Genomic DNA, 17,570 nt, shown 5'->3' on the forward strand with positions numbered 1-17,570 from the left:
CGGCGCGGGCATCTGTGATGCAGAACCGTGCTCCGGCCCGGTGAAGTTTGTCGAATGCCTGTCATGGCGGTGCCTCATGCCGCTGGTGCATGGAGATGTGACGGCCAGTCACCCGCCGGAGCCGAACAGCCCCCGGCAGAACCCGGCGAGATCGTCCAGGCAGGCCCGGATCTGCGAGGCCGCGTAGTGGGTCGGGTCCCAGGCGCCGAACAACGTGACATGCAGGGGCCCGTCGGCGAGTTCGATCGGCAGTGACCGCAACCCGAAGCGGGGGTCGTCGGAGAGGATGCAGGCCCCCTTGCCGGCCGCCGCCAGGGCCTGTGCCACGGCCGGCGCCCTGGCGACATAGGCGGCGTCGTAACCGAGGCCGGCCTTGGCTGCCGCCTCGTCCAGCACCCGGCGCACTCCGTGGAGTTCGTCCATGACGATCACCCGGCTTGCGCTGATGTCGGTGAGGTCCACCCGGTCGCGGCCGGCCCACGGGTGGTCGGGCGCGACCTGGGCCCAGACCGGGGCCTGGGCGAGGACGATGTACGCCAGGTCCGACCCGGGTGGCCGGGTGCCGATGGCGAAGTCGGCCTGGCCGACGGTGAGCGCCGCATAGACACCGTGCGGGGACGCCTCGACGACGTCGACGATCTGCCCCTGCGGACCGCCGGCGACGATGAACGGGGCGACCACGTCGGTGACGGTGGTGGCCGGGGCGATGACGGTGAGCGGGATGCCCGCGCCGGACGCCATGGAACGCGCGGTGTCCCGGGCCAGTCTGGCCCGGGCGGTCAGGTCCCGGGCGACGGGAAGGAAGGCCCGGCCGGCCGGGCTGAGCCGCAGGGCTCCCTCACCGCGACGGAACAGCGTCAGCCCCAGCTCGTGCTCCAGCTGCCGTATCTGCCGGGACAGCGACGGCTGCGTGACATGCACCTCCTGGGAGGCGGCGGTGACCGAACCCAGGTCCACGATCGACAGGAAGTACTCAAGGACGCGGAGCTCCACTATGCCTCCAGGGCATGGGAAGTGCGGAAGACAGGTATTTGCAAGTTATACCGCCCAGGTCAACACTGTCCGAAACGCCGCCCTCGGCGGCCGGATCCCATCCCTCACCTGCTGTGATCCCTGGAGGTGCCCCGTGCATCCGAGACGTCTTCCCCCGCGCCGACTCGGCCTGTCGGCCGTGGCGGCGGTCACCGCCGGCGGCCTCACCCTGACCGCCTGCGCCGGCTCGGACTCGACCGGGCGAGGGGCCACCGTGCTGACCGTGGCGTCGTCGGCCGCCGTCACCACCCTGGACCCGGTGAAGTCCTTCTCCACCGAGGCCATGTACCTCGGCAACATCTACGAGCCGCTGCTGTGGAAGAACCCGGTGGGATCGGTCGAGGAGTACACCCCCGCGATCGCCGAGTCCTGGACCAAGTCGGAGGACGCCAAGACCTGGACCTTCAAGATCCGCCAGGGGCTCACCTTCCACAACGGTGAGAAGGTGGACGCCGCGGCGGTCAAGGCGAGCATCCTGGCCGCGCAGAAGGACAGCGGCGCATCCTTCATCTGGGCACCGCTCGCCTCCATCGACACCCCCGACCGCCACACGGTCGTGATGCACCTCAAGTACGCCGCTCCGATGGAGCTCATAGCCTCCTCCACCTACGGCTCCTGGATCGTCGCACCCAAGGCGCTGGCAGCGGCCGCGAAGAACAAGTCGTACTACGAGAGCAAGGGCGTCGACGGCGGTACCGGCCCCTACCGGCTCGCCTCCTACACTCCCGGCAAGGAGGTCGTGCTCGACCGCTACGACGGGTACTGGAACAAGGCGCACGCGCCCACCTACCGCACGGTGGACGTGCGCATCACGCCGGACGCCGTCACCGCGCAGCAGATGCTCACCGCGAAGGAGGCCGACTTCACCACCTCCTTCCCGCTGCAGAACGTGAAGGACTTCAAGGGCAAGCCCGACTACACCGTCCGGGACTACGCCTCGCCGTTCAACTTCGTCGCCTTCTTCAACACCACCCGAGGACCGCTGAAGGACCCCAGGGTCCGCCGCGCCCTGTCCTACGCCACCCCGTACAAGGACATCATCACGGTCGGCGCCCAGGGCTACGGAACGCAGGCGCACGGTCCGGTGCCCCAGGGCATCTTCCCCTCCGACGCCACCGTCCCCGCCTACACCCAGGACCTGGACAAGGCCAGGGCGCTGCTCGCCGAGGCGGGCCATCCCAAGGGCGGCTTCACCCTCAACCTCACCTACGCCGCGGAGAACCAGGCCGAGGCCCGGTTCGTTCCGCTGATCAAGGACGCCTACGCCAAGGTCGGCGTGACCGTGAACGTCACGTCCAAGCTCTTCAACCAGCAGTGGGAGGCCGCCAAGGCCGGCCCCGCCACCGCCCAGGACATGTTCGTCCTCTACTACTGGCCCACCTACAGCGACGCCGGGTCGGACAACCTGTTCTCGCTCTACCACAGCAGCGCCAAGCCCTCCTTCAACCTGAGCTACTGGAAGAACGCCCGGTACGACGGCCTCGTCGACAAGGCGGGCACGCTGACCGGAACCGACCCGGCCCAGGCCAAGGAGCTGTACGGCCAGGCCATGAAGGTCCTCTACGACGAGGCGCCCGGACTCTCCCTCTACGACTCGCGGGCCGTCTATGTCGTCCCCAAGAGGATTGAAGGATTCCGGTTCAACGAGAACTATCCCTTCACGGTGTTCTTCGCCTCGATGAAGCCCGCCGGGGCGTGACCGCGGACCCTGTTCCGGCGTCCCGGCGCCGGAACACCCTCGCAGACCGAACACTGGAGAACCGAAGGACATGTTCCGACATCTCGCACGGCTGGTGGCCTCGTCGGCGGCTGTCCTGCTGACCCTGACCATGGTCACCTTCGTTCTGGCAAGGGTCCTGCCCAGCGATCCCGCCGTGGCGTACATCGGGCCCAAGGCGACCCCCGCCCAGACCGCCCGGCTGCGCGCCGATCTCGGCCTCGACCAGCCGCTGACCGTCCAGTACGGGAAGTACCTGGCCGCGCTGGTGCGCGGTGACTGGGGCTATTCCCTGACCACGAAACGCTCCGTGCTCGGCGAGATCGGGAGCAGGCTGCCCGCCACTCTGGAGCTGATCGGCGCCGCCATGCTGCTCGCCGCCCTGCTCGGCATAGCCCTCGGAGTGGTGGCGGCCACCCGCCCCGGCGGCAGGCTCGACGCGGTGATCCGCCTGCTGTCGATCGGCGGGGTGTCGATGCCGGCCTTCTGGCTGGGGCTGCTGCTCCAGGTGCTCTTCGTGGACCGGCTGCACCTCTTCCCCGCCACCGGAGAGTTCAGCAGCACCTTGAAGTTCACCGATCCCGTCAGCCATGTCACCGGCTTCCCGCTGCTCGACAGCGTGCTCACCGGCAACTGGACGGCCTTCAGCGACGGTTTCGGCCATCTGATCCTGCCGGCGGTCACCCTGGCCGCCTACCCGCTGGGGCTGGTCGCCCGGATGACGCGCGCCTCCATGATCGAGGTGCTGTCGCAGGGCCACATCACCGCGGCCCGCGCCTACGGCCTGCGGGAACCGGTCATCGTCTGGTCGCTCGCCCTGCGCAACGCGCTCTCGCCCGCGCTGACCGTCCTCGGCATGGCCGTCGCCTACTCGCTCACCGGAACCTTCTTCGTCGAGACGGTCTTCAACTGGCCCGGCATCGGGCAGTTCGCGACCGAGACGATGCTGGCCGTGGACTATCCGTCCATCATGGCCATCACCCTTCTCGGTGCGGCCGGCTACCTCATCGCCAATGCCGCCGTGGACCTCCTCCAGGCGAAGATCGACCCACGAGTGAGGACGTCATGACCTCCAGCCCCGCCAAGGCGGCCACCGCCGAAGCCCCCGGTGCTCCCCCGTCCCCGCCCGGCACCGTCCGGCGACTGCTGCGCGTCATGCGCCGGGACCGCTTCGGGACCGCGGGCGTGCTGATCGTGGCGGGCCTGGTCGTGCTCTCCCTCTGCGCACCGTTGCTCGCCCCCTATCCCGAACAGGGCCGCGGCAGCGCGGACGTCGCGGCCCGCGACCTCGCCCCCAGCGCGGCCCACTGGTTCGGCACCGACGAAGTCGGCCGGGACGTACTGTCCCGTATCGTCTTCGGTGCCCAGCCGGCGCTGCTGGTCTCGCTGGCCGTCGTGGCGTTCGCCGCATTGATCGGAGTGCCCCTCGGCGCCCTCGCCGGCTACCGCGGAGGCTGGGCCGACCAGGTGATCTCCCGCGTCACCGAGCTGTTCCAGTCCTTCCCGCCGCTGCTGCTGGCCATGGTCACCGTCGCCCTCCTCGGCCCCGGACTGTTCAACGCCGGTATCGCCCTCGCGGTGAGCTGGTGGCCGTGGTACGCGCGCCTGGTGCGCGCCGAGGCGCGCTCGCTGCGCGACCGGCCTTTCGTGGAGGCGGCCCGCTCCATGGGCGTGCCGGTGTGGATCATCCTGTACCGCCACATCGTGCGCAACTGCGTCGGCCCGGTCCTGGTGCAGGCCACCGTCGACCTGGGCTCCGTGATCCTGGCCGCCGGCTCCCTCGCGTTCCTCGGCCTGGGTGCCCAGGCCCCCTCCCCGGACTGGGGCCTGATGGTTGCCGAGGGCCGCGCCTCCCTGTTCGACGCCTGGTGGATCTCCACCTTCCCGGGCCTGGCCATCTTCGTGACGGTGCTCGGCTTCAATCTGCTCGGAGACTCCCTGCGAGACCTCCTCGACCCCAGGTCGGTACGTTCATGAGCACCTTGCTGGAAGTGACGGACCTCGCCGTGGCCTTCCCCCGCCCGGACCTGCCGCCCAGCCGGCCGGTGCGCGGCGTCGACCTGGCCGTGCCGTCCGGACAGGTCCTGGGGATCGTCGGCGAGAGCGGGTGCGGCAAGTCCCTGACCGGAATGGCGATCCTGGGCCTGCTGCCCGCACAGGCCCGGGTGACGGGGAGCATCCGCCTGGACGGAACGGAGTTGACCACGCTGCCGCCGGCCCGGCGTGCGGCGCTGCGCGGCGGCTCGATCTCGCTGGTCTTCCAGGACCCCGGCGCCGCCTTCAACCCCGTGCTGAGCATCGGCCGGCAACTGCGGCAGGTCGCCCGGCGACACCTGGAGGTGGACCGCAAGGGCGCCGACGCCGTCGCCCTGGACTACCTCGGCCGGGTCGGACTGCCCGACCCCGCCCGGGTGGCCGCGTCGTTCCCCCATGAGCTCTCCGGCGGCATGCTGCAACGCGCGATGATCGCGATGGCTCTGATCAGCGGCCCCCGCCTGCTCATCCTCGATGAGCCGACCACCGCTCTCGATGTCACCGTGGCCCAGCAGATCATGCGGCTCGTCCTGGAACTCCAGGCCGAGATGGGCTTCACCGTCCTGCTGATCACCCACAACCTCGGTGTGGTCGCCGATGTCTGCGACTCCACCGCCGTGATGTACGCGGGCCGGGTCGTCGAGCACGGGCGGACCGGCGAGGTGCTGCACCACCCCCGGCACCCCTACACCCGGGGCCTGCTGGGTGCCGTACCCGGACAGGGCACACCGGGACGGCCCCTCACGGCGATCCCCGGTTCCGTGCCGAGCGATCCGGGGGGCCTGCGCGGCTGCGCCTTCGCGGAGCGCTGTCCGGCGGTGCGGGACATCTGCACAGACTCCGATCCGCGGCTGACCGCCGTGGGGACCACCCAGGAGGTCGCATGTTTCGCGGAGACGACGCCGTGAGCCGGGCAGTCCTCGAGGTGCACAGCCTCGTCGTCGAGTTCAGGTCGCGTGCCGCCCGCACCCAGGGGATCACCCGGGCGGTGGCAGACGTCAGCCTCTCCGTGGCCGAGGGCACCACCTTCGGGCTGGTCGGAGAGTCCGGTTCGGGCAAGAGCACCCTGGCCAGGGCCGCTTTGGGGCTGATCCGTCCGACGGGCGGCCGCTCCACCGTGAACGGGACGGATGTCGGCGGCGCGCGCGGCAGCACGCTGCGCCGGCTGCGCCGGGACGCGGCCATGGTCTTCCAGAACCCGGTCGCCGCACTCAACCCGCGGCGCACCGCGGCGGCCAGTATCGCCGAGCCCCTGCGGCTGCAGGGGCTGCCGCGCCACGAGGTCGAGCGGCGTGTCGCCGTCCTGCTGGACCAGGTGGGCCTGACCGGCGGCCACGGCGAGCGGATGCCGCACGAACTGTCCGGCGGCCAGTGCCAGCGGGTGGGGATCGGGCGCGCCCTGGCGACCCGACCGCATCTCCTGGTCCTCGACGAGCCCACCTCGGCCCTCGATGTGTCGGTCCAGGCGCAGATCCTCAACCTGCTGCTCGACCTCAAGCGGGAGCACGGTCTGACCTATCTGCTGATCTCCCACGACCTCGATGTCATTCGCCATATGAGCGACACGGTCGGGGTGATGTACCGCGGGCGCCTGGTCGAACAGGGACCGGCGGACAGCGTCCTCGCGGCGCCCTCCCACCCGTACACCCGCAACCTGCTGGACGCCATTCCCGGGCAGGGGCGCCAGCGCCTGCTCGACGCGGGAGCCCCGGCCGCGGATCCCGTCGACACCGGCGGAGCCGAGGTCCCCTCCACCGGATGCGGTTTCCGGCCGCGATGCCCGGTGGCGCGGGCCGCGCCCGCCGGCTCCTGCACCACCGCCATTCCGCTGTTGCGGCCCGTCAACGGCCACGACGTCGCCTGCCACCTGGCCGATGAGGCCAGTCCCGCCACGAAGAGGAGTTCCGCGTGACCCGCACCAAGGACACCGAGCCGGTCATGGGCCGGCCGGTCGGCAGCGGTCGTGTCCAGGTGGACATCGGAGGGCACCCCTGGCCCATCACGTTGGACAACTGGCAGGACGCGCCCTTGAGCCAGTGGGGCTTCGCCCACGTGGAGGAGATCGTTCCCGCCGCGACGATCCGTGGCGCCGCCTGGCCGGAGGAAGGGCCGGCGGCCTCCGAGGACCGGGACATCGCCCGGCTCCCGGTCCCTCTGGAGGGATCGCAGGTCACACTCGAGCGGTTCCTGGCCGTCTCGGCCACGGACGCTCTGGTGATCAGCGACCGCTCCGGTGTCCGGTACGAGATGTACGGCGGCTTCATGGACCGCCGCCGCCGCCATCTGCTGATGTCCGTCTCCAAGTCGCTGTGCGCGCTGCTGGTCGGGCAACTGGTCGGCGAGGGGGCTGTGGAGCCCACCGAGCCCGCGCACCGGTATGTGCCGGAACTGGCCGGTTCGGCGTTCGGAACGGCCACCGTCCAGCAGATCCTCGACATGACCGCGGCGGTCGAGTACAGCGAGGACTACCACGACCCGGCTTCGCATGTGCAGATGCAGGACCGGCTGGCGGGCTGGCGGCCGCGCCTCGACGGCGACCCCGGCAACACGTTCGAGTTCCTTGCCTCGCTCCGGGCGGCGGGTGAGCACGGCGGCCGCTTCCAGTACTGCTCGGCGGCGACCGATGTGCTCGCCTGGGTGGCGGAGCGGGTGACCGGCGTCCGCTACCCGGATCTGCTCTCGGCACGGCTCTGGCGGCGCCTTCCGACCCACGAGGACGCCCAGATCACGGTCGACCCGGCCGGCTTCGCCTTCGCCAACGGGGGCATGTCCACCACGGCGCGTGACCTCAGCCTGGTCGGCCGCCTGATCCTGGACGAGGGAGCCGTCGGCGACCGCCAGGTGATCCCGGCCGACTGGATAGCGGCGACCCTGAGCGGTGGTGACCCGGCCGCCGCGGACGGCACCGTCTTCCGGACCGTGCACCCCCGAGGCTCCTACCGCAACCACTGGTGGGTGACCGGTGACGACCACGGCAGCGTCTACGCGACCGGGATCTACGGGCAGTACCTGTGGATAGATCCCACGGCCGAGGTGGTCATCGTGAAGTTCTCCTGCCTGCCGACGGCGACCAGCGGTTACTGGTCCGAGGCACACGCCCGGGTCTTCCGCAGCATCTGCGATGCCCTGTAGGGACTGCCCGTTGCCCTTGTATTCTTAGCCTTGCAGGTTGAGGCCCTTGCCTTTGTAAGGCGCACACCCTTCGATGGGTGAGAATGTAAGGGTGCTCCAGCAATTGTTCAGCCCCTCCGTCCAGCACACGCTGGACGTCGTCGGCATCTTCGTCTTCGCGATCTCCGGTGCGCTGCTGGCCGTCCGCAAGAACTTCGACGTCTTCGGCATCGCGGTGCTCGCCGAGGTCACCGCGCTGGGCGGAGGGCTGTTCCGCGACCTGGTCATCGGCGCCGTGCCACCGGCCGCCTTCACGGACCTGGGGTACTTCCTGACCCCGCTGCTCGCCGCGCTCCTGGTCTTCTTCCTCCACCCGCAGGTGGAGCGGATCCAGGTCGCCGTCAACGTCTTCGACGCGGCCGGCCTCGGCCTGTTCTGCGTCGCCGGGACGACGACGGCGTACGACCACGGGCTCGGCCTGACGCCGTCCGCGGCCCTCGGCCTCGCCACGGCCGTGGGCGGTGGCGTCCTGCGCGACGTCCTCGCCAACGACGTGCCCTCGCTGCTGCGCTGGGACCGCGACCTGTACGCGGTGCCGGCGATCGTGGGCGCCACGATGGTCGCGCTGTGCATCCGCTGGGACGCGCTGACCCCGTTCACCTCGGGCCTCGCGGTCGTCACCGCTTTCGCACTACGCCTGCTGGCGATGAGGTTCCACTGGCGAGCGCCGCGCGCCTGGAACCGTCGCTCAACCGTTGCGGAGGAGTAGCCGCGGTGCCCGGCCGGCCCGACATCTGCCGGGTCAGCCAGGTGAACACCGTCGGGATCTGGGGCCGCCACAGGGCCATGCTGTGCCCGCCGGCGCTGCGCGGGATCAGCACCGCGCGCACCACCGTCGGCCGTTTGGCGATCGCCTCCAGCGCCGCGGCCGCCTGGTAGCCGTCGCCGTACTGGCCGGACAGGTACAGCGAGATGCGCGGCGGGGTGCGGCGGCCCTTGAGCAGGAAGTAGGGGTTGTTCTCCCGGCGCAGCCGCAGGCTCTGGGTGGCGAGCGAGTGACGTTCGCCGATGGGGTCGTTGTAGCCGGAGAGGCTGATCGCGGCCCGGTAGCGGTCGGGGTGCGCGACGGTGAGTTTCGTCGCGCAGTGCGCTCCCGCTGAGTAGCCGGCCGTGGCCCAGCCGTTGGGCGCGGCCTGGGCGCGGAAGTTGTCCGTCACCATCTTGGGCACGTCGATGCTGAGCCAGGTGTCGGCGTTCACGGCGCCGGGGATGTTGGCGCAGCCGGTGTCGACCTTGGCGATCAGGTTGGTGCGCGGCGACACCAGGATGAACGGCGCCACCTGCCCGCTGCGCATCAGCGGCAGCAGCTGCTCGTGCACCTTCAGCGACCCGAACCACGCCTTGGCCGAGCCCGGGTAGCCCGACAGCAGCTCCACGACCGGGAACTTGCGGTTTCTGTAGGCGGGTTTGTTGTACTGCGGCGGCAGCCACACGTAGACCTCGGCGTCCACGCCCGACACCCGCCCCTTGAGCTGGGTGACGCGCACACCGCCGGCCGCGTGCATGCCCGGCCCGTCGGCCTGCTTGAACGTCTGGTGGACCTTCGGCAGGGTGCTGACCTGGATCCCGCCGGTACCGTCCGGGCCGAGGTCGGCGGCCTGGGCCACGTGGTTGCCGGTGCCGAGCAGGTCGGACCAGTTGTCGTACAGGTTGTTGCTGTTGTTCACCATGACGAAGACCAGGGTGATCGCCGTCGCCTGCGCGAACAGCAGCATGACCATCCGGGCGGCGTGGCGGAGGATCAGCGGGCCGCGGATCCGGGACCACAGGAACAGCGGCAGGATGAGGGCGACCGCCACGAGGGCGATCGAGGTGAGGAGGAACGGCGTCCCGGTCAGGCTCATCGGCGTGTGCGGCTCTTCCTGTGAACGGGCAGGGCTGGTCGTGCGTCTTGTGAGAGGGAGAACCAGGCCCGTTGGTGACGGACGAGTGCGGACACTTACCGAGAAATTGCCAAAATCTCACCCATCGGTGGCCGGAAGCAGGCGGGTGGCCGGGCGGAACGTCATGAAGCCGAAACCCTTGAAAGCTACTGCTTAGTAATTTCTTCTTGTACGGTTCAGGCATGTCAGAAGCAGCTACCGCACGGGCCGCCCGGGCCACGATCGGCAACAGTGAGTTCGACCGCGACACCGCGGTCACCCGCCGAGAACCCGGCGTCTACGACATCGACCTCTCCGGCGGCTGGGCGATCGTCAACGCCGTCAACGGAGGGTATCTGCTGGCGGTTCTGGGTCGTGCCCTGGGGGACGCCCTGCCGCACTCCGACCCGTTCACGATCTCCGCGCACTACCTCACCGCGTCCCAGCCGGGCCCCGCGGTGGTCCGCACGGACGTCGTCCGCACCGGCCGCACCCTCTCCACCGGCCAGGCGTCGCTCCTCCAGTACGACGACGAGGGGCGCGAGGTCGAGCGGATCCGCGTGCTCGCCTCCTTCGGCGACCTGGACTCCCTGCCCGACGACGTCCGTACGAGCGCGACACCCCCCGCCCTCCCGCCGATCGACCGCTGCTTCGGCGCCGGCGACGGTCCGGCGCCGGTCTCCGGCAGCTCGGCCATCGCCGACCGGCTGATGCTCAAGCTCGACCCCGCCACGCTGGGCTGGGCGCTCGGCTCGCCGTCCGGAAAGGGTGAGATGCGGGGCTGGTTCGGGCTCGCCGACGGCCGCGACGCGGACCCGCTCTCGCTGCTCCTCGCGGTGGACGCGCTGCCGCCCACCGCCTTCGAACTCGGGCTCTCCGGCTGGGTGCCGACCGTCGAGCTGACGGTGCACGTCCGGTCCCGCCCGGCCCCGGGACCGCTGCGGGTGTCCATCACGACGCGCAACCTCGCCGGCGGCTTCCTGGAGGAGGACGCCGAGGTGTGGGACAGCGCGGACCGTCTGGTCGCACAGTCCCGCCAGCTGGCCCGGGTCAGGCTCGGCTGACGGAGGGGCCCCCGGCCCGGCACGGCTCGGCCGGGCCGGGGGCCGCGGCCGGTACACGCGGGGCCGGTCCCCTCACCGGTGCCGGGTTCACCGGGGCGGATGCGCGGTGCGGCCGGGTGTCTTCCGGGCCGTCACAGGGTGGCCATGGGCCTGCGGCCCAGCAACGCCGCCAGCCAGCCGTAGACGTCGGCTTCTTCGGGGGCCGGCCGGGCCGGGTGGAAGGGCACGTCGTCGCCGCGTCGCTCCTCCGGCAGCACGACGTGGGCGACGGCCAGCGCGAACTCGGCCGGCTCGGGGTCGAGTCCGATGGGGCGGCCGAGGGCCTCCCAGAGGTCCCAGGTGTGGGTCACCGTCTCCATCACATGGCCGGAGAGCGCGTTGCGGCCCGGCGTCTCGCCCCAGGGCACGCGTACCGGCGCGTCCAGCCGGGCGTCGTCCGCCCAGGCCCGCCGGACCTCGGCCGCGGCCTCCTGGTACGCGGCCGCCAAGGCGTCGTCCGCGACACCGTCGGCGAAGGGCCGCAGCGCGAGCCCGTCGCCGCCCGCGCCGATCGTCGCGCTGCCGGAGGGCGACGCGCCCTGCCGCAGGACGACGGCGGGAGCGGCTGGGCGACCGCCCGGCTGTCGTACGGCTCCCTCCGCGAGGTGCGCCGGCTCCTCATGTTCGGCGACTGGGTGGAGGTCCTCCAGCCGCCCGGGGCGCGCGGGGAACTGGCCGGGGCGGCGGCCTCCGTCACGGAGCTGTGCCGGCGCGGGGGGCGTCGCCGCGGTGGGCCGCGGGGGCAGCCGGAAGGGGTGCCGCGGCCGTCGTGAGCGGGGCGGCCGCGGCCACTACTCCTTCCAGTGGCGGCGGCCGATGTCGATCAGCCGCAGCCGCTGGATCGCCACCCGGGTCACGCGGTCCCGCTCGTCGGCGGGCCCCTCCAGCGACTCCAGGAACTGGGAGGCCGTCATCAGCATCTGGTCGACGTACAGGCCGGCCAGCATCAGCAGGTCCTCGTCGCTCCACCCCGCGGACTCGGGGCGGTCGGCCAGTGCGGCCTTCACCTCCTCGGCGAACCGGGCGAGCTGACGCCGGATCGCCTCCCGCACCGGCTGCACACCGCCGTGCCGCTCGCGTGCGATGAACCGCACGTGCGCGGGGTACGCGTCCACGTGGCGGGCGATCAGGGCGACGGCGCGGGTGATGCGTTCGTCGCTGTCGCCGGCCGCGGAGACCGTGGCCCCGATCATCGGGTGGAGGCTGCCGAGGGCCTCCTCGACCAGTTCCACGCCCAGGTCCGCGGTCGAGCGGAAGTGCCGGTAGAAGGCGGTCGGGGCGACGCCGACCGCGCGGGTGACCTCGCGCAGACCCAGGCTGCTCAGGCTCTGCTCCTCCAGCAGGGTCAGCGCGGCGTCCAGGAGCGCCTGCCGGGTCTTCTGCTTCTGGGCCTGCCGGATGCCGAGGGTGTGACTCATGCCATGCAGTTAACAACTGTTCTCTGGAATTGGGAACCCGTTCGACGCGCTAGACTGTGAAGTCAGTGAACAACTGTAACCACAGTTGTTCACTCAACTGTTCGTCCAACGTCGACCGAGGCATCTCGGAGGGGGATCTCATCCCATGCTGTTCCTCGTCGCCGCACTTCTGCTGCTGGGCACCGTCCTGGGGACCGTGGCCCACGCCCCGCTCTCCTTCACCCTCGCCGCCGCGTCCGTCATCGCCGTGTGGCTCGTGGTCTTCGCGGTCCGTGAGCGGCACGGCCGACGGCGGCACACCTCGGCCCGCTGACCCGCCCCGCACCGACCGATCGTTGGAGCTGACCGCACCATGCATCTCATCGCCGCACGCACCGAGCACACCACCGCCCCCGCCCGCCGGGACGGCGCACGCGACGCGGACGGCATGGCCGTCGCGTCCTTCATCCTGGGCCTGCTCGGCCTCCTCGTGCTGAACGTCTTCCTGGGGCCGGTCGCCATCACCCTGGCGGTCGTCTCCCTGTGGCGCGGCACCCGGCGCCGGGGCCGTGCCTTCCTCGGCCTCGGCCTCGGCCTCGCGGACCTGGTGGTCCTGGTGACCATGATGCAGCTGGACCACACGGTGTCCTGGAGCCTGTAGTCCCCGGGGGCCTCCGGCGCACCGGGCCGCGCGCCCGGCGCGGAGCCGGGCTGTGCGCCCTGCGCGGGAGCCGGGCTGCGCCCCGGGCGGAAAACGGCCGGTCATAGAATTGACCGCACCATGGCATACCTCGACCACGCCGCGACGACCCCGATGCTCCCCGAGGCAGCAGAGGCGCTGACCGCGCAGCTCGGCATCACCGGCAACGCCTCCTCGCTGCACGCATCCGGCCGCCGTGCCAGGCGAACCGTCGAAGAGGCCCGCGAGACCCTCGCCGAAGCGCTGGGCGCCCGCCCCAGCGAGGTCGTCTTCACCTCCGGCGGCACCGAGGCGGACAACCTCGCCGTGAAGGGCCTGTACTGGTCCCGCCGCGACGCCGACCCCGCCCGTACCCGCATCCTCGTCAGCCCCGTCGAGCATCACGCGGTCCTCGACGCCGTCGACTGGCTCGGGGAGCACCAGGGGGCCACGGTCGAGTACCTGCCGGTCGACGCGCAGGGCCGCGTCCACCCGGAGGCACTGCGCGAGGCCATCGCCCGCAACCCCCACGACGTCGCCCTGGCCACCGTGATGTGGGCGAACAACGAGATCGGCACGGTCCTGCCGGTCCGCCGACTCGCCGAAGTCGCGCGGGAGTTCGGCGTCCCGCTGCACGCCGACGCGGTCCAGGCGGTCGGCCAGGTCCCGGTCGACTTCGGCGCGTCCGGCCTCGCCGCGATGACGGTCTCCGGCCACAAGATCGGCGGCCCCTACGGCATCGGCGCGCTGCTCCTCGGCCGCGAGCACAGCCCCGTACCGGTCCTGCACGGCGGTGGCCAGGAGCGCCATGTGCGGTCCGGCACCCTCGACGTGCCGGCCATCGCCTCCTTCGCGGTCGCCGGGCGGCTCGCCGTCGCGCACCGCGAGTGGTTCGCCCGGGAGATCGGCGCCCTTCGCGACGACCTGATCGCCGCGGTCCGTGCGGCCGTCCCGGACGTCATCCTGGGCGGGGACCCGGTGGAGCGGCTCCCGGCCAACGCCCACTTCATCTTCCCCGGCTGCGAGGGCGACTCCCTGCTCCTGCTGCTGGACGCCCAGGGCATCGAGTGCTCCACGGGCTCCGCCTGCACGGCGGGCGTGGCCCAGCCGAGCCATGTCCTGCTCGCCGTCGGTGCCGATCCGCGCCTCGCCCGCAGCACCCTCCGCTTCTCCCTGGGACACACGTCGACGAAGGCCGACGTGGAGGCGGTCGCGAAGGCGATCGGGCCCGCGGTGGAACGCGCCCGCGCCGCGGGGCTGTCCTGACGGCGGGACCCCGTGGCCCCGCGATCCCCGGTGATCGTCGGCGGATATGCGCGGGCCCCGCCTCCCGCGGCCCCGTACCCTTGAAGGGCTATGACTGACACCCCGCAGCGCCCCCTCCGCGTCCTCGCCGCCATGTCCGGCGGAGTCGACTCCGCCGTCGCCGCCGCTCGCGCCGCCGAAGCGGGCCACGAGGTGACCGGAGTCCATCTCGCGCTGTCCGCGAACCCGCAGTCGTTCCGCACCGGTGCGCGCGGCTGCTGCACCATCGAGGACTCGCGCGACGCCCGTCGTGCCGCCGACGTCATCGGCATCCCGTTCTACGTCTGGGACCTCGCCGAGCGGTTCCGGGAGGACGTGGTCGAGGACTTCGTCGCCGAGTACGAGGCGGGGCGCACGCCCAACCCCTGCCTGCGCTGCAACGAGAAGATCAAGTTCGCGGCGCTGCTCGACAAGGCCCTCGCCCTCGGCTTCGACGCGGTCTGCACCGGCCACTACGCCAGGATCCTCACCCGCGACGACGGCACCCGCGAGCTGCACCGCGCCTCCGACATGGCGAAGGACCAGTCGTACGTCCTCGGAGTGCTCGACGAGAAGCAGCTGGCGCACGCCCTGTTCCCGCTCGGCGACACCGTCACCACCAAGGACGAGATCCGCGCGGAGGCCGAGCGCAGGGGCCTCGCGGTCGCCAAGAAGCCCGACTCGCACGACATCTGCTTCATCGCCGACGGCGACACCCAGGGCTTCCTCGCCCGGCGGCTCGGCAGGGCCGAGGGTGACATCGTGGACGAGTCGGGCACCAGGCTGGGCACGCACGACGGCGCGTACGGCTTCACCATCGGCCAGCGCAAGGGCCTGCGGATCGGCACCCCGGCGCCCGACGGCAAGCCGCGCTACGTCCTCGACGTCTCGCCCGTCACCAACACCGTGACGGTGGGCCCGGCGTCCTCCCTCGACGTGGCGGCACTGACCGCCGTCAAGCCCCGTTGGTGCGGCGCCGCCCCGGCCGGCCCCGGTGCGTACACGGCCCAGCTCCGCGCCCACGGTGGCGAGACGGAGGTGACGGCGGAGGCGGTCGACGGCGAACTGCGGGTGCGCTTCACCGAGTCGGTGCGCGGCGTGGCACCTGGCCAGGCGATCGTCCTGTACGACGGCACGCGCGTGGTGGGTTCGGCTACCATCGCGTCGACCACACGCGCCACGGCGCCCTCCGTAGCCTGACACCCGCTGTGTGAACAGGGGCCTGTCGGCCCTGTTGACCAGGTCCTTCGGAGCGGTGGAGGGGCCCTTCGGCCACGTCCCCCCGGGCCTTGCCGGCGATGTAATACGAACGCGCTGTCCGGCCGTCGGCCGGAGGGCGCCGCCGACGCGCCCACGTGTGCCATCGGCCCGTGCCGCCGCGAGAGGCGGTCCGGCGTGGGTACGGGCGGCGCCCCGTACCACCCCACAGAAAGCCGTTCCATGTCCCGCCCCGCCGTCCTCGCCCTCGCCGTCTGCGTCCTGGCCACGGCCGCCGCCGTGGTGTCCTTCGCCCGAGGCGCCTGGGTGGGGATCGTCTGGGTGCTGCTGGCCGGGCTCACGTCCAACATGGCCTGGTACCAGGTCCGTCGAGCCAGGCGCGGATCCATGATCGCGGCCCGGTCCGCGGCCCGGTCCGCGGCCCCGGTCGAGGCATGCCGAGAGCGCACCGCCTGTGACGCGTGCGGTCTGTGCGAGATGAAGACCCGCTGATGATCACCCCGAACCCTGCGCCGGGGCGACGCGCCCACGAGGAGAGCACCATCGACATCAACTGCGACTCCAGCACGAGGGGCGGCGTCAAGGGCGACGACTACCACGCACTGCTCGCGCGCCAGGACGCCATGCGCCTGCGCGAACGGCTGCTCGCCCCGGCCCGGCCCACGAGCACGGCGCGTCCCCCGCGCCGCGCCTACGACGGGGCCGCCGACCAGCAGGTGATCGTCCGCAACCTGGCGCTCGTCACCCCGTTCGGCGACCTGATCGCCCACCTCTACGAGGCCCTGTTCGAGCAGCACCCGTATCTGCGGCAGCTGTTCCCCGACTCGATGGAGTTCCAGCGGGGCCACCTGGAGCGTGCCTTCTGGTATCTGATCGAGCACCTGCACGAGCCCGAGGAACTGACCGCGTTCTGTGCCCGGCTGGGCCGCGACCACCGCAAGCTCGGGGTGCGGCCCGTGCACTACGAGGTGTTCGCGTCCGCGCTCGCCGAGGCGCTGCGCCGGTCCGCCCGCGGGGCGCTCGACCCCGAGGTGGAGCAGGCGTGGCTGCGCATGGTGCGGTTCGCCGCCGCGGGCATGGTGGCGGGCTCGGACGACGCGCTGGCCGAACCGGCCGCGTGGACCGGCACGGTGACGTCCCATCAGCTGCGCCGTCCGGACCTGGCGGTGCTCCGCGTGCGTACGGCCGAGCCCTACCCGTACCGCCCCGGCCAGTACGCGAGCCTGGAGTCCCCGCTGCTGCCGCACACCTGGCGGCCCTACTCGATCGCCTCCGCCTGGGCACCGGAGGGCGAACTGGAGTTCCATGTCCGCCGCACCGGTTCCGGCGGGGTGAGCGACGCCCTCACCCTGCGCACCCGCGTCGGCGACACGCTGCGCCTCGGCCCCGCCCAGGGCGCGATGGCCCTGGACGACGAGCTGAGCCGCGACGTGCTCATCGTGGCCGGCGGCACCGGATGGGCCACCGCCCGGCCGCTGCTGGAGGAACTGGCCGCGCGGCGCGCGCCGGGCCGCAGGGCGCACCTCTTCCTCGGCGCCCGCACCGCCGAGGACCTGTACGACGCACCGGCCCTGGCCCGGCTGGAGAAGCGCTGCCCGTGGCTGCGGGTCGTCCCGGTGATCGGCGAGGGCCCCGGCGCGTCCATGGAGGGCTCACTGGTCGAGACGGTGGCCCGGCAGGGGAACTGGGCGGATCACGTCGCCTATGTCAGCGGCCCGCCGGCCATGGTCACCGCCGTCGTATGGCGGCTGGCCGGTCTGGGGCTGCCGGCCGACCGCATCCGCCACGACCCGGTCGCCGGCACGGTGCCCCTGCCCTCCCGCGCCCACGCCGCCCGGCCGGCGGGGCACGCCCCCGAAGGAGCCCAGGTCTGACCCGGCGGCGCGGCACGCGGGTGTGCCGCGCCACGACGGGGCACACCCGCACGGCACCTCGCCGTGCGGCCTGCCGCGTCCCTCGCCGAGCGGCCCGCCATGTGCCCCGGCGCGGGGCCCGGTGTGGCTGCCTGCCGAGCGTCTCGTCGTGCGGCCTGCCGCGTGCCTCGCCGAGCGGCCCGCCATGTGCCCCGGCGTC

At 72.0% G+C, this 17,570-nt stretch carries 19 protein-coding genes; 15 read left to right on the plus strand and 4 right to left on the minus strand.

The window, feature by feature from the left end; translation table 11 throughout:
- Window positions 1–108: 108 nt before the first annotated feature.
- Window positions 109–993, minus strand: coding sequence for a LysR family transcriptional regulator (locus ACZ79I_RS28165; RefSeq protein ID WP_471500642.1), 885 nt, complete (start codon window positions 991–993; stop codon window positions 109–111).
- A gap of 133 nt (window positions 994–1,126) precedes the next feature.
- On the opposite strand from ACZ79I_RS28165, the gene ACZ79I_RS28170 reads away from it, so the two are divergent.
- The 7 genes from ACZ79I_RS28170 (at window position 1,127) to ACZ79I_RS28200 (ending at window position 8,663) form a co-directional block, all read left to right on the plus strand.
- Complete coding sequence (locus ACZ79I_RS28170) at window positions 1,127–2,731, plus strand: ABC transporter substrate-binding protein (RefSeq protein WP_471500644.1); 1,605 nt, start codon at window positions 1,127–1,129, stop codon at window positions 2,729–2,731.
- Between the two features lie 70 nt (window positions 2,732–2,801).
- Window positions 2,802–3,818 (plus strand): ABC transporter permease, encoded by a 1,017-nt coding sequence (locus ACZ79I_RS28175; protein WP_471500646.1) that lies wholly within the window; start codon window positions 2,802–2,804, stop codon window positions 3,816–3,818.
- Entirely contained in the window at window positions 3,815–4,726 is a 912-nt protein-coding gene (locus ACZ79I_RS28180) for an ABC transporter permease (RefSeq protein WP_471500648.1), read from the plus strand. The genes ACZ79I_RS28175 and ACZ79I_RS28180 overlap by 4 nt, the downstream gene beginning before the upstream one ends.
- On the plus strand, window positions 4,723–5,691 hold the full coding sequence (locus tag ACZ79I_RS28185) for an ABC transporter ATP-binding protein (protein WP_471500650.1): 969 nt from the start codon (window positions 4,723–4,725) through the stop codon (window positions 5,689–5,691). Before ACZ79I_RS28180 ends, ACZ79I_RS28185 begins: the two co-directional genes overlap by 4 nt.
- Complete coding sequence (locus tag ACZ79I_RS28190) at window positions 5,667–6,695, plus strand: oligopeptide/dipeptide ABC transporter ATP-binding protein (protein ID WP_471500652.1); 1,029 nt, start codon at window positions 5,667–5,669, stop codon at window positions 6,693–6,695. The genes ACZ79I_RS28185 and ACZ79I_RS28190 overlap by 25 nt, the downstream gene beginning before the upstream one ends.
- Window positions 6,692–7,915 carry a serine hydrolase domain-containing protein gene (locus ACZ79I_RS28195; protein WP_471500654.1) on the plus strand — a complete coding sequence of 408 codons (1,224 nt, stop codon included), beginning with the start codon at window positions 6,692–6,694 and terminating at the stop codon, window positions 7,913–7,915. The genes ACZ79I_RS28190 and ACZ79I_RS28195 overlap by 4 nt, the downstream gene beginning before the upstream one ends.
- A 91-nt stretch (window positions 7,916–8,006) precedes the next feature.
- Entirely contained in the window at window positions 8,007–8,663 is a 657-nt protein-coding gene (locus ACZ79I_RS28200; protein ID WP_471500656.1) for a trimeric intracellular cation channel family protein, read from the plus strand.
- Here the strand turns inward: ACZ79I_RS28200 and ACZ79I_RS28205 are convergent.
- Window positions 8,572–9,798 (minus strand): alpha/beta hydrolase, encoded by a 1,227-nt coding sequence (locus ACZ79I_RS28205; protein ID WP_471500658.1) that lies wholly within the window; start codon window positions 9,796–9,798, stop codon window positions 8,572–8,574. The genes ACZ79I_RS28200 and ACZ79I_RS28205 overlap by 92 nt on opposite strands.
- 221 nt (window positions 9,799–10,019) lie before the next feature.
- On the opposite strand from ACZ79I_RS28205, the gene ACZ79I_RS28210 reads away from it, so the two are divergent.
- Entirely contained in the window at window positions 10,020–10,880 is an 861-nt protein-coding gene (locus ACZ79I_RS28210; protein WP_471500660.1) for a thioesterase family protein, read from the plus strand.
- Between the two features lie 131 nt (window positions 10,881–11,011).
- Here the strand turns inward: ACZ79I_RS28210 and ACZ79I_RS28215 are convergent, their stop codons facing one another.
- Window positions 11,012–11,569: a TIGR03086 family metal-binding protein gene (locus ACZ79I_RS28215; protein ID WP_471505284.1), complete on the minus strand. Its 558-nt coding sequence runs from the start codon at window positions 11,567–11,569 to the stop codon at window positions 11,012–11,014.
- Here ACZ79I_RS28215 and ACZ79I_RS28220 point away from each other — a divergent pair.
- Window positions 11,459–11,692 carry a WCX domain-containing protein gene (locus ACZ79I_RS28220; protein WP_471505287.1) on the plus strand — a complete coding sequence of 78 codons (234 nt, stop codon included), beginning with the start codon at window positions 11,459–11,461 and terminating at the stop codon, window positions 11,690–11,692. The two genes, ACZ79I_RS28215 and ACZ79I_RS28220, sit on opposite strands and share 111 nt — an antisense overlap.
- An 18-nt stretch (window positions 11,693–11,710) precedes the next feature.
- On the opposite strand, the gene ACZ79I_RS28225 is transcribed toward ACZ79I_RS28220, so the two are convergent.
- Complete coding sequence (locus ACZ79I_RS28225) at window positions 11,711–12,337, minus strand: TetR family transcriptional regulator (RefSeq protein WP_471500662.1); 627 nt, start codon at window positions 12,335–12,337, stop codon at window positions 11,711–11,713.
- Between the two features lie 145 nt (window positions 12,338–12,482).
- On the opposite strand from ACZ79I_RS28225, the gene ACZ79I_RS28230 reads away from it, so the two are divergent.
- The 6 genes from ACZ79I_RS28230 (at window position 12,483) to ACZ79I_RS28255 (ending at window position 17,371) form a co-directional block, all read left to right on the plus strand.
- Window positions 12,483–12,650: a hypothetical protein gene (locus tag ACZ79I_RS28230; protein ID WP_471500664.1), complete on the plus strand. Its 168-nt coding sequence runs from the start codon at window positions 12,483–12,485 to the stop codon at window positions 12,648–12,650.
- A gap of 39 nt (window positions 12,651–12,689) precedes the next feature.
- Entirely contained in the window at window positions 12,690–12,977 is a 288-nt protein-coding gene (locus ACZ79I_RS28235) for a DUF4190 domain-containing protein (RefSeq protein ID WP_471500666.1), read from the plus strand.
- 120 nt (window positions 12,978–13,097) lie between these two features.
- The gene (locus ACZ79I_RS28240) at window positions 13,098–14,261 is read left to right on the plus strand and encodes a cysteine desulfurase family protein (protein ID WP_471500668.1); all 1,164 of its coding nucleotides are present in this window, start codon (window positions 13,098–13,100) and stop codon (window positions 14,259–14,261) included.
- A gap of 90 nt (window positions 14,262–14,351) precedes the next feature.
- Complete coding sequence (gene mnmA / locus ACZ79I_RS28245) at window positions 14,352–15,479, plus strand: tRNA 2-thiouridine(34) synthase MnmA (protein WP_471500670.1); 1,128 nt, start codon at window positions 14,352–14,354, stop codon at window positions 15,477–15,479.
- A gap of 240 nt (window positions 15,480–15,719) precedes the next feature.
- A complete protein-coding gene (locus ACZ79I_RS28250) occupies window positions 15,720–15,989 on the plus strand; it encodes a hypothetical protein (protein WP_471500672.1) in 270 nt (89 codons plus the stop codon).
- Entirely contained in the window at window positions 15,989–17,371 is a 1,383-nt protein-coding gene (locus tag ACZ79I_RS28255; RefSeq protein ID WP_471500674.1) for a globin domain-containing protein, read from the plus strand. Before ACZ79I_RS28250 ends, ACZ79I_RS28255 begins: the two co-directional genes overlap by 1 nt.
- Window positions 17,372–17,570: the final 199 nt, after the last annotated feature.

Source organism: Streptomyces sp. PSU-S4-23 (assembly GCF_055632315.1).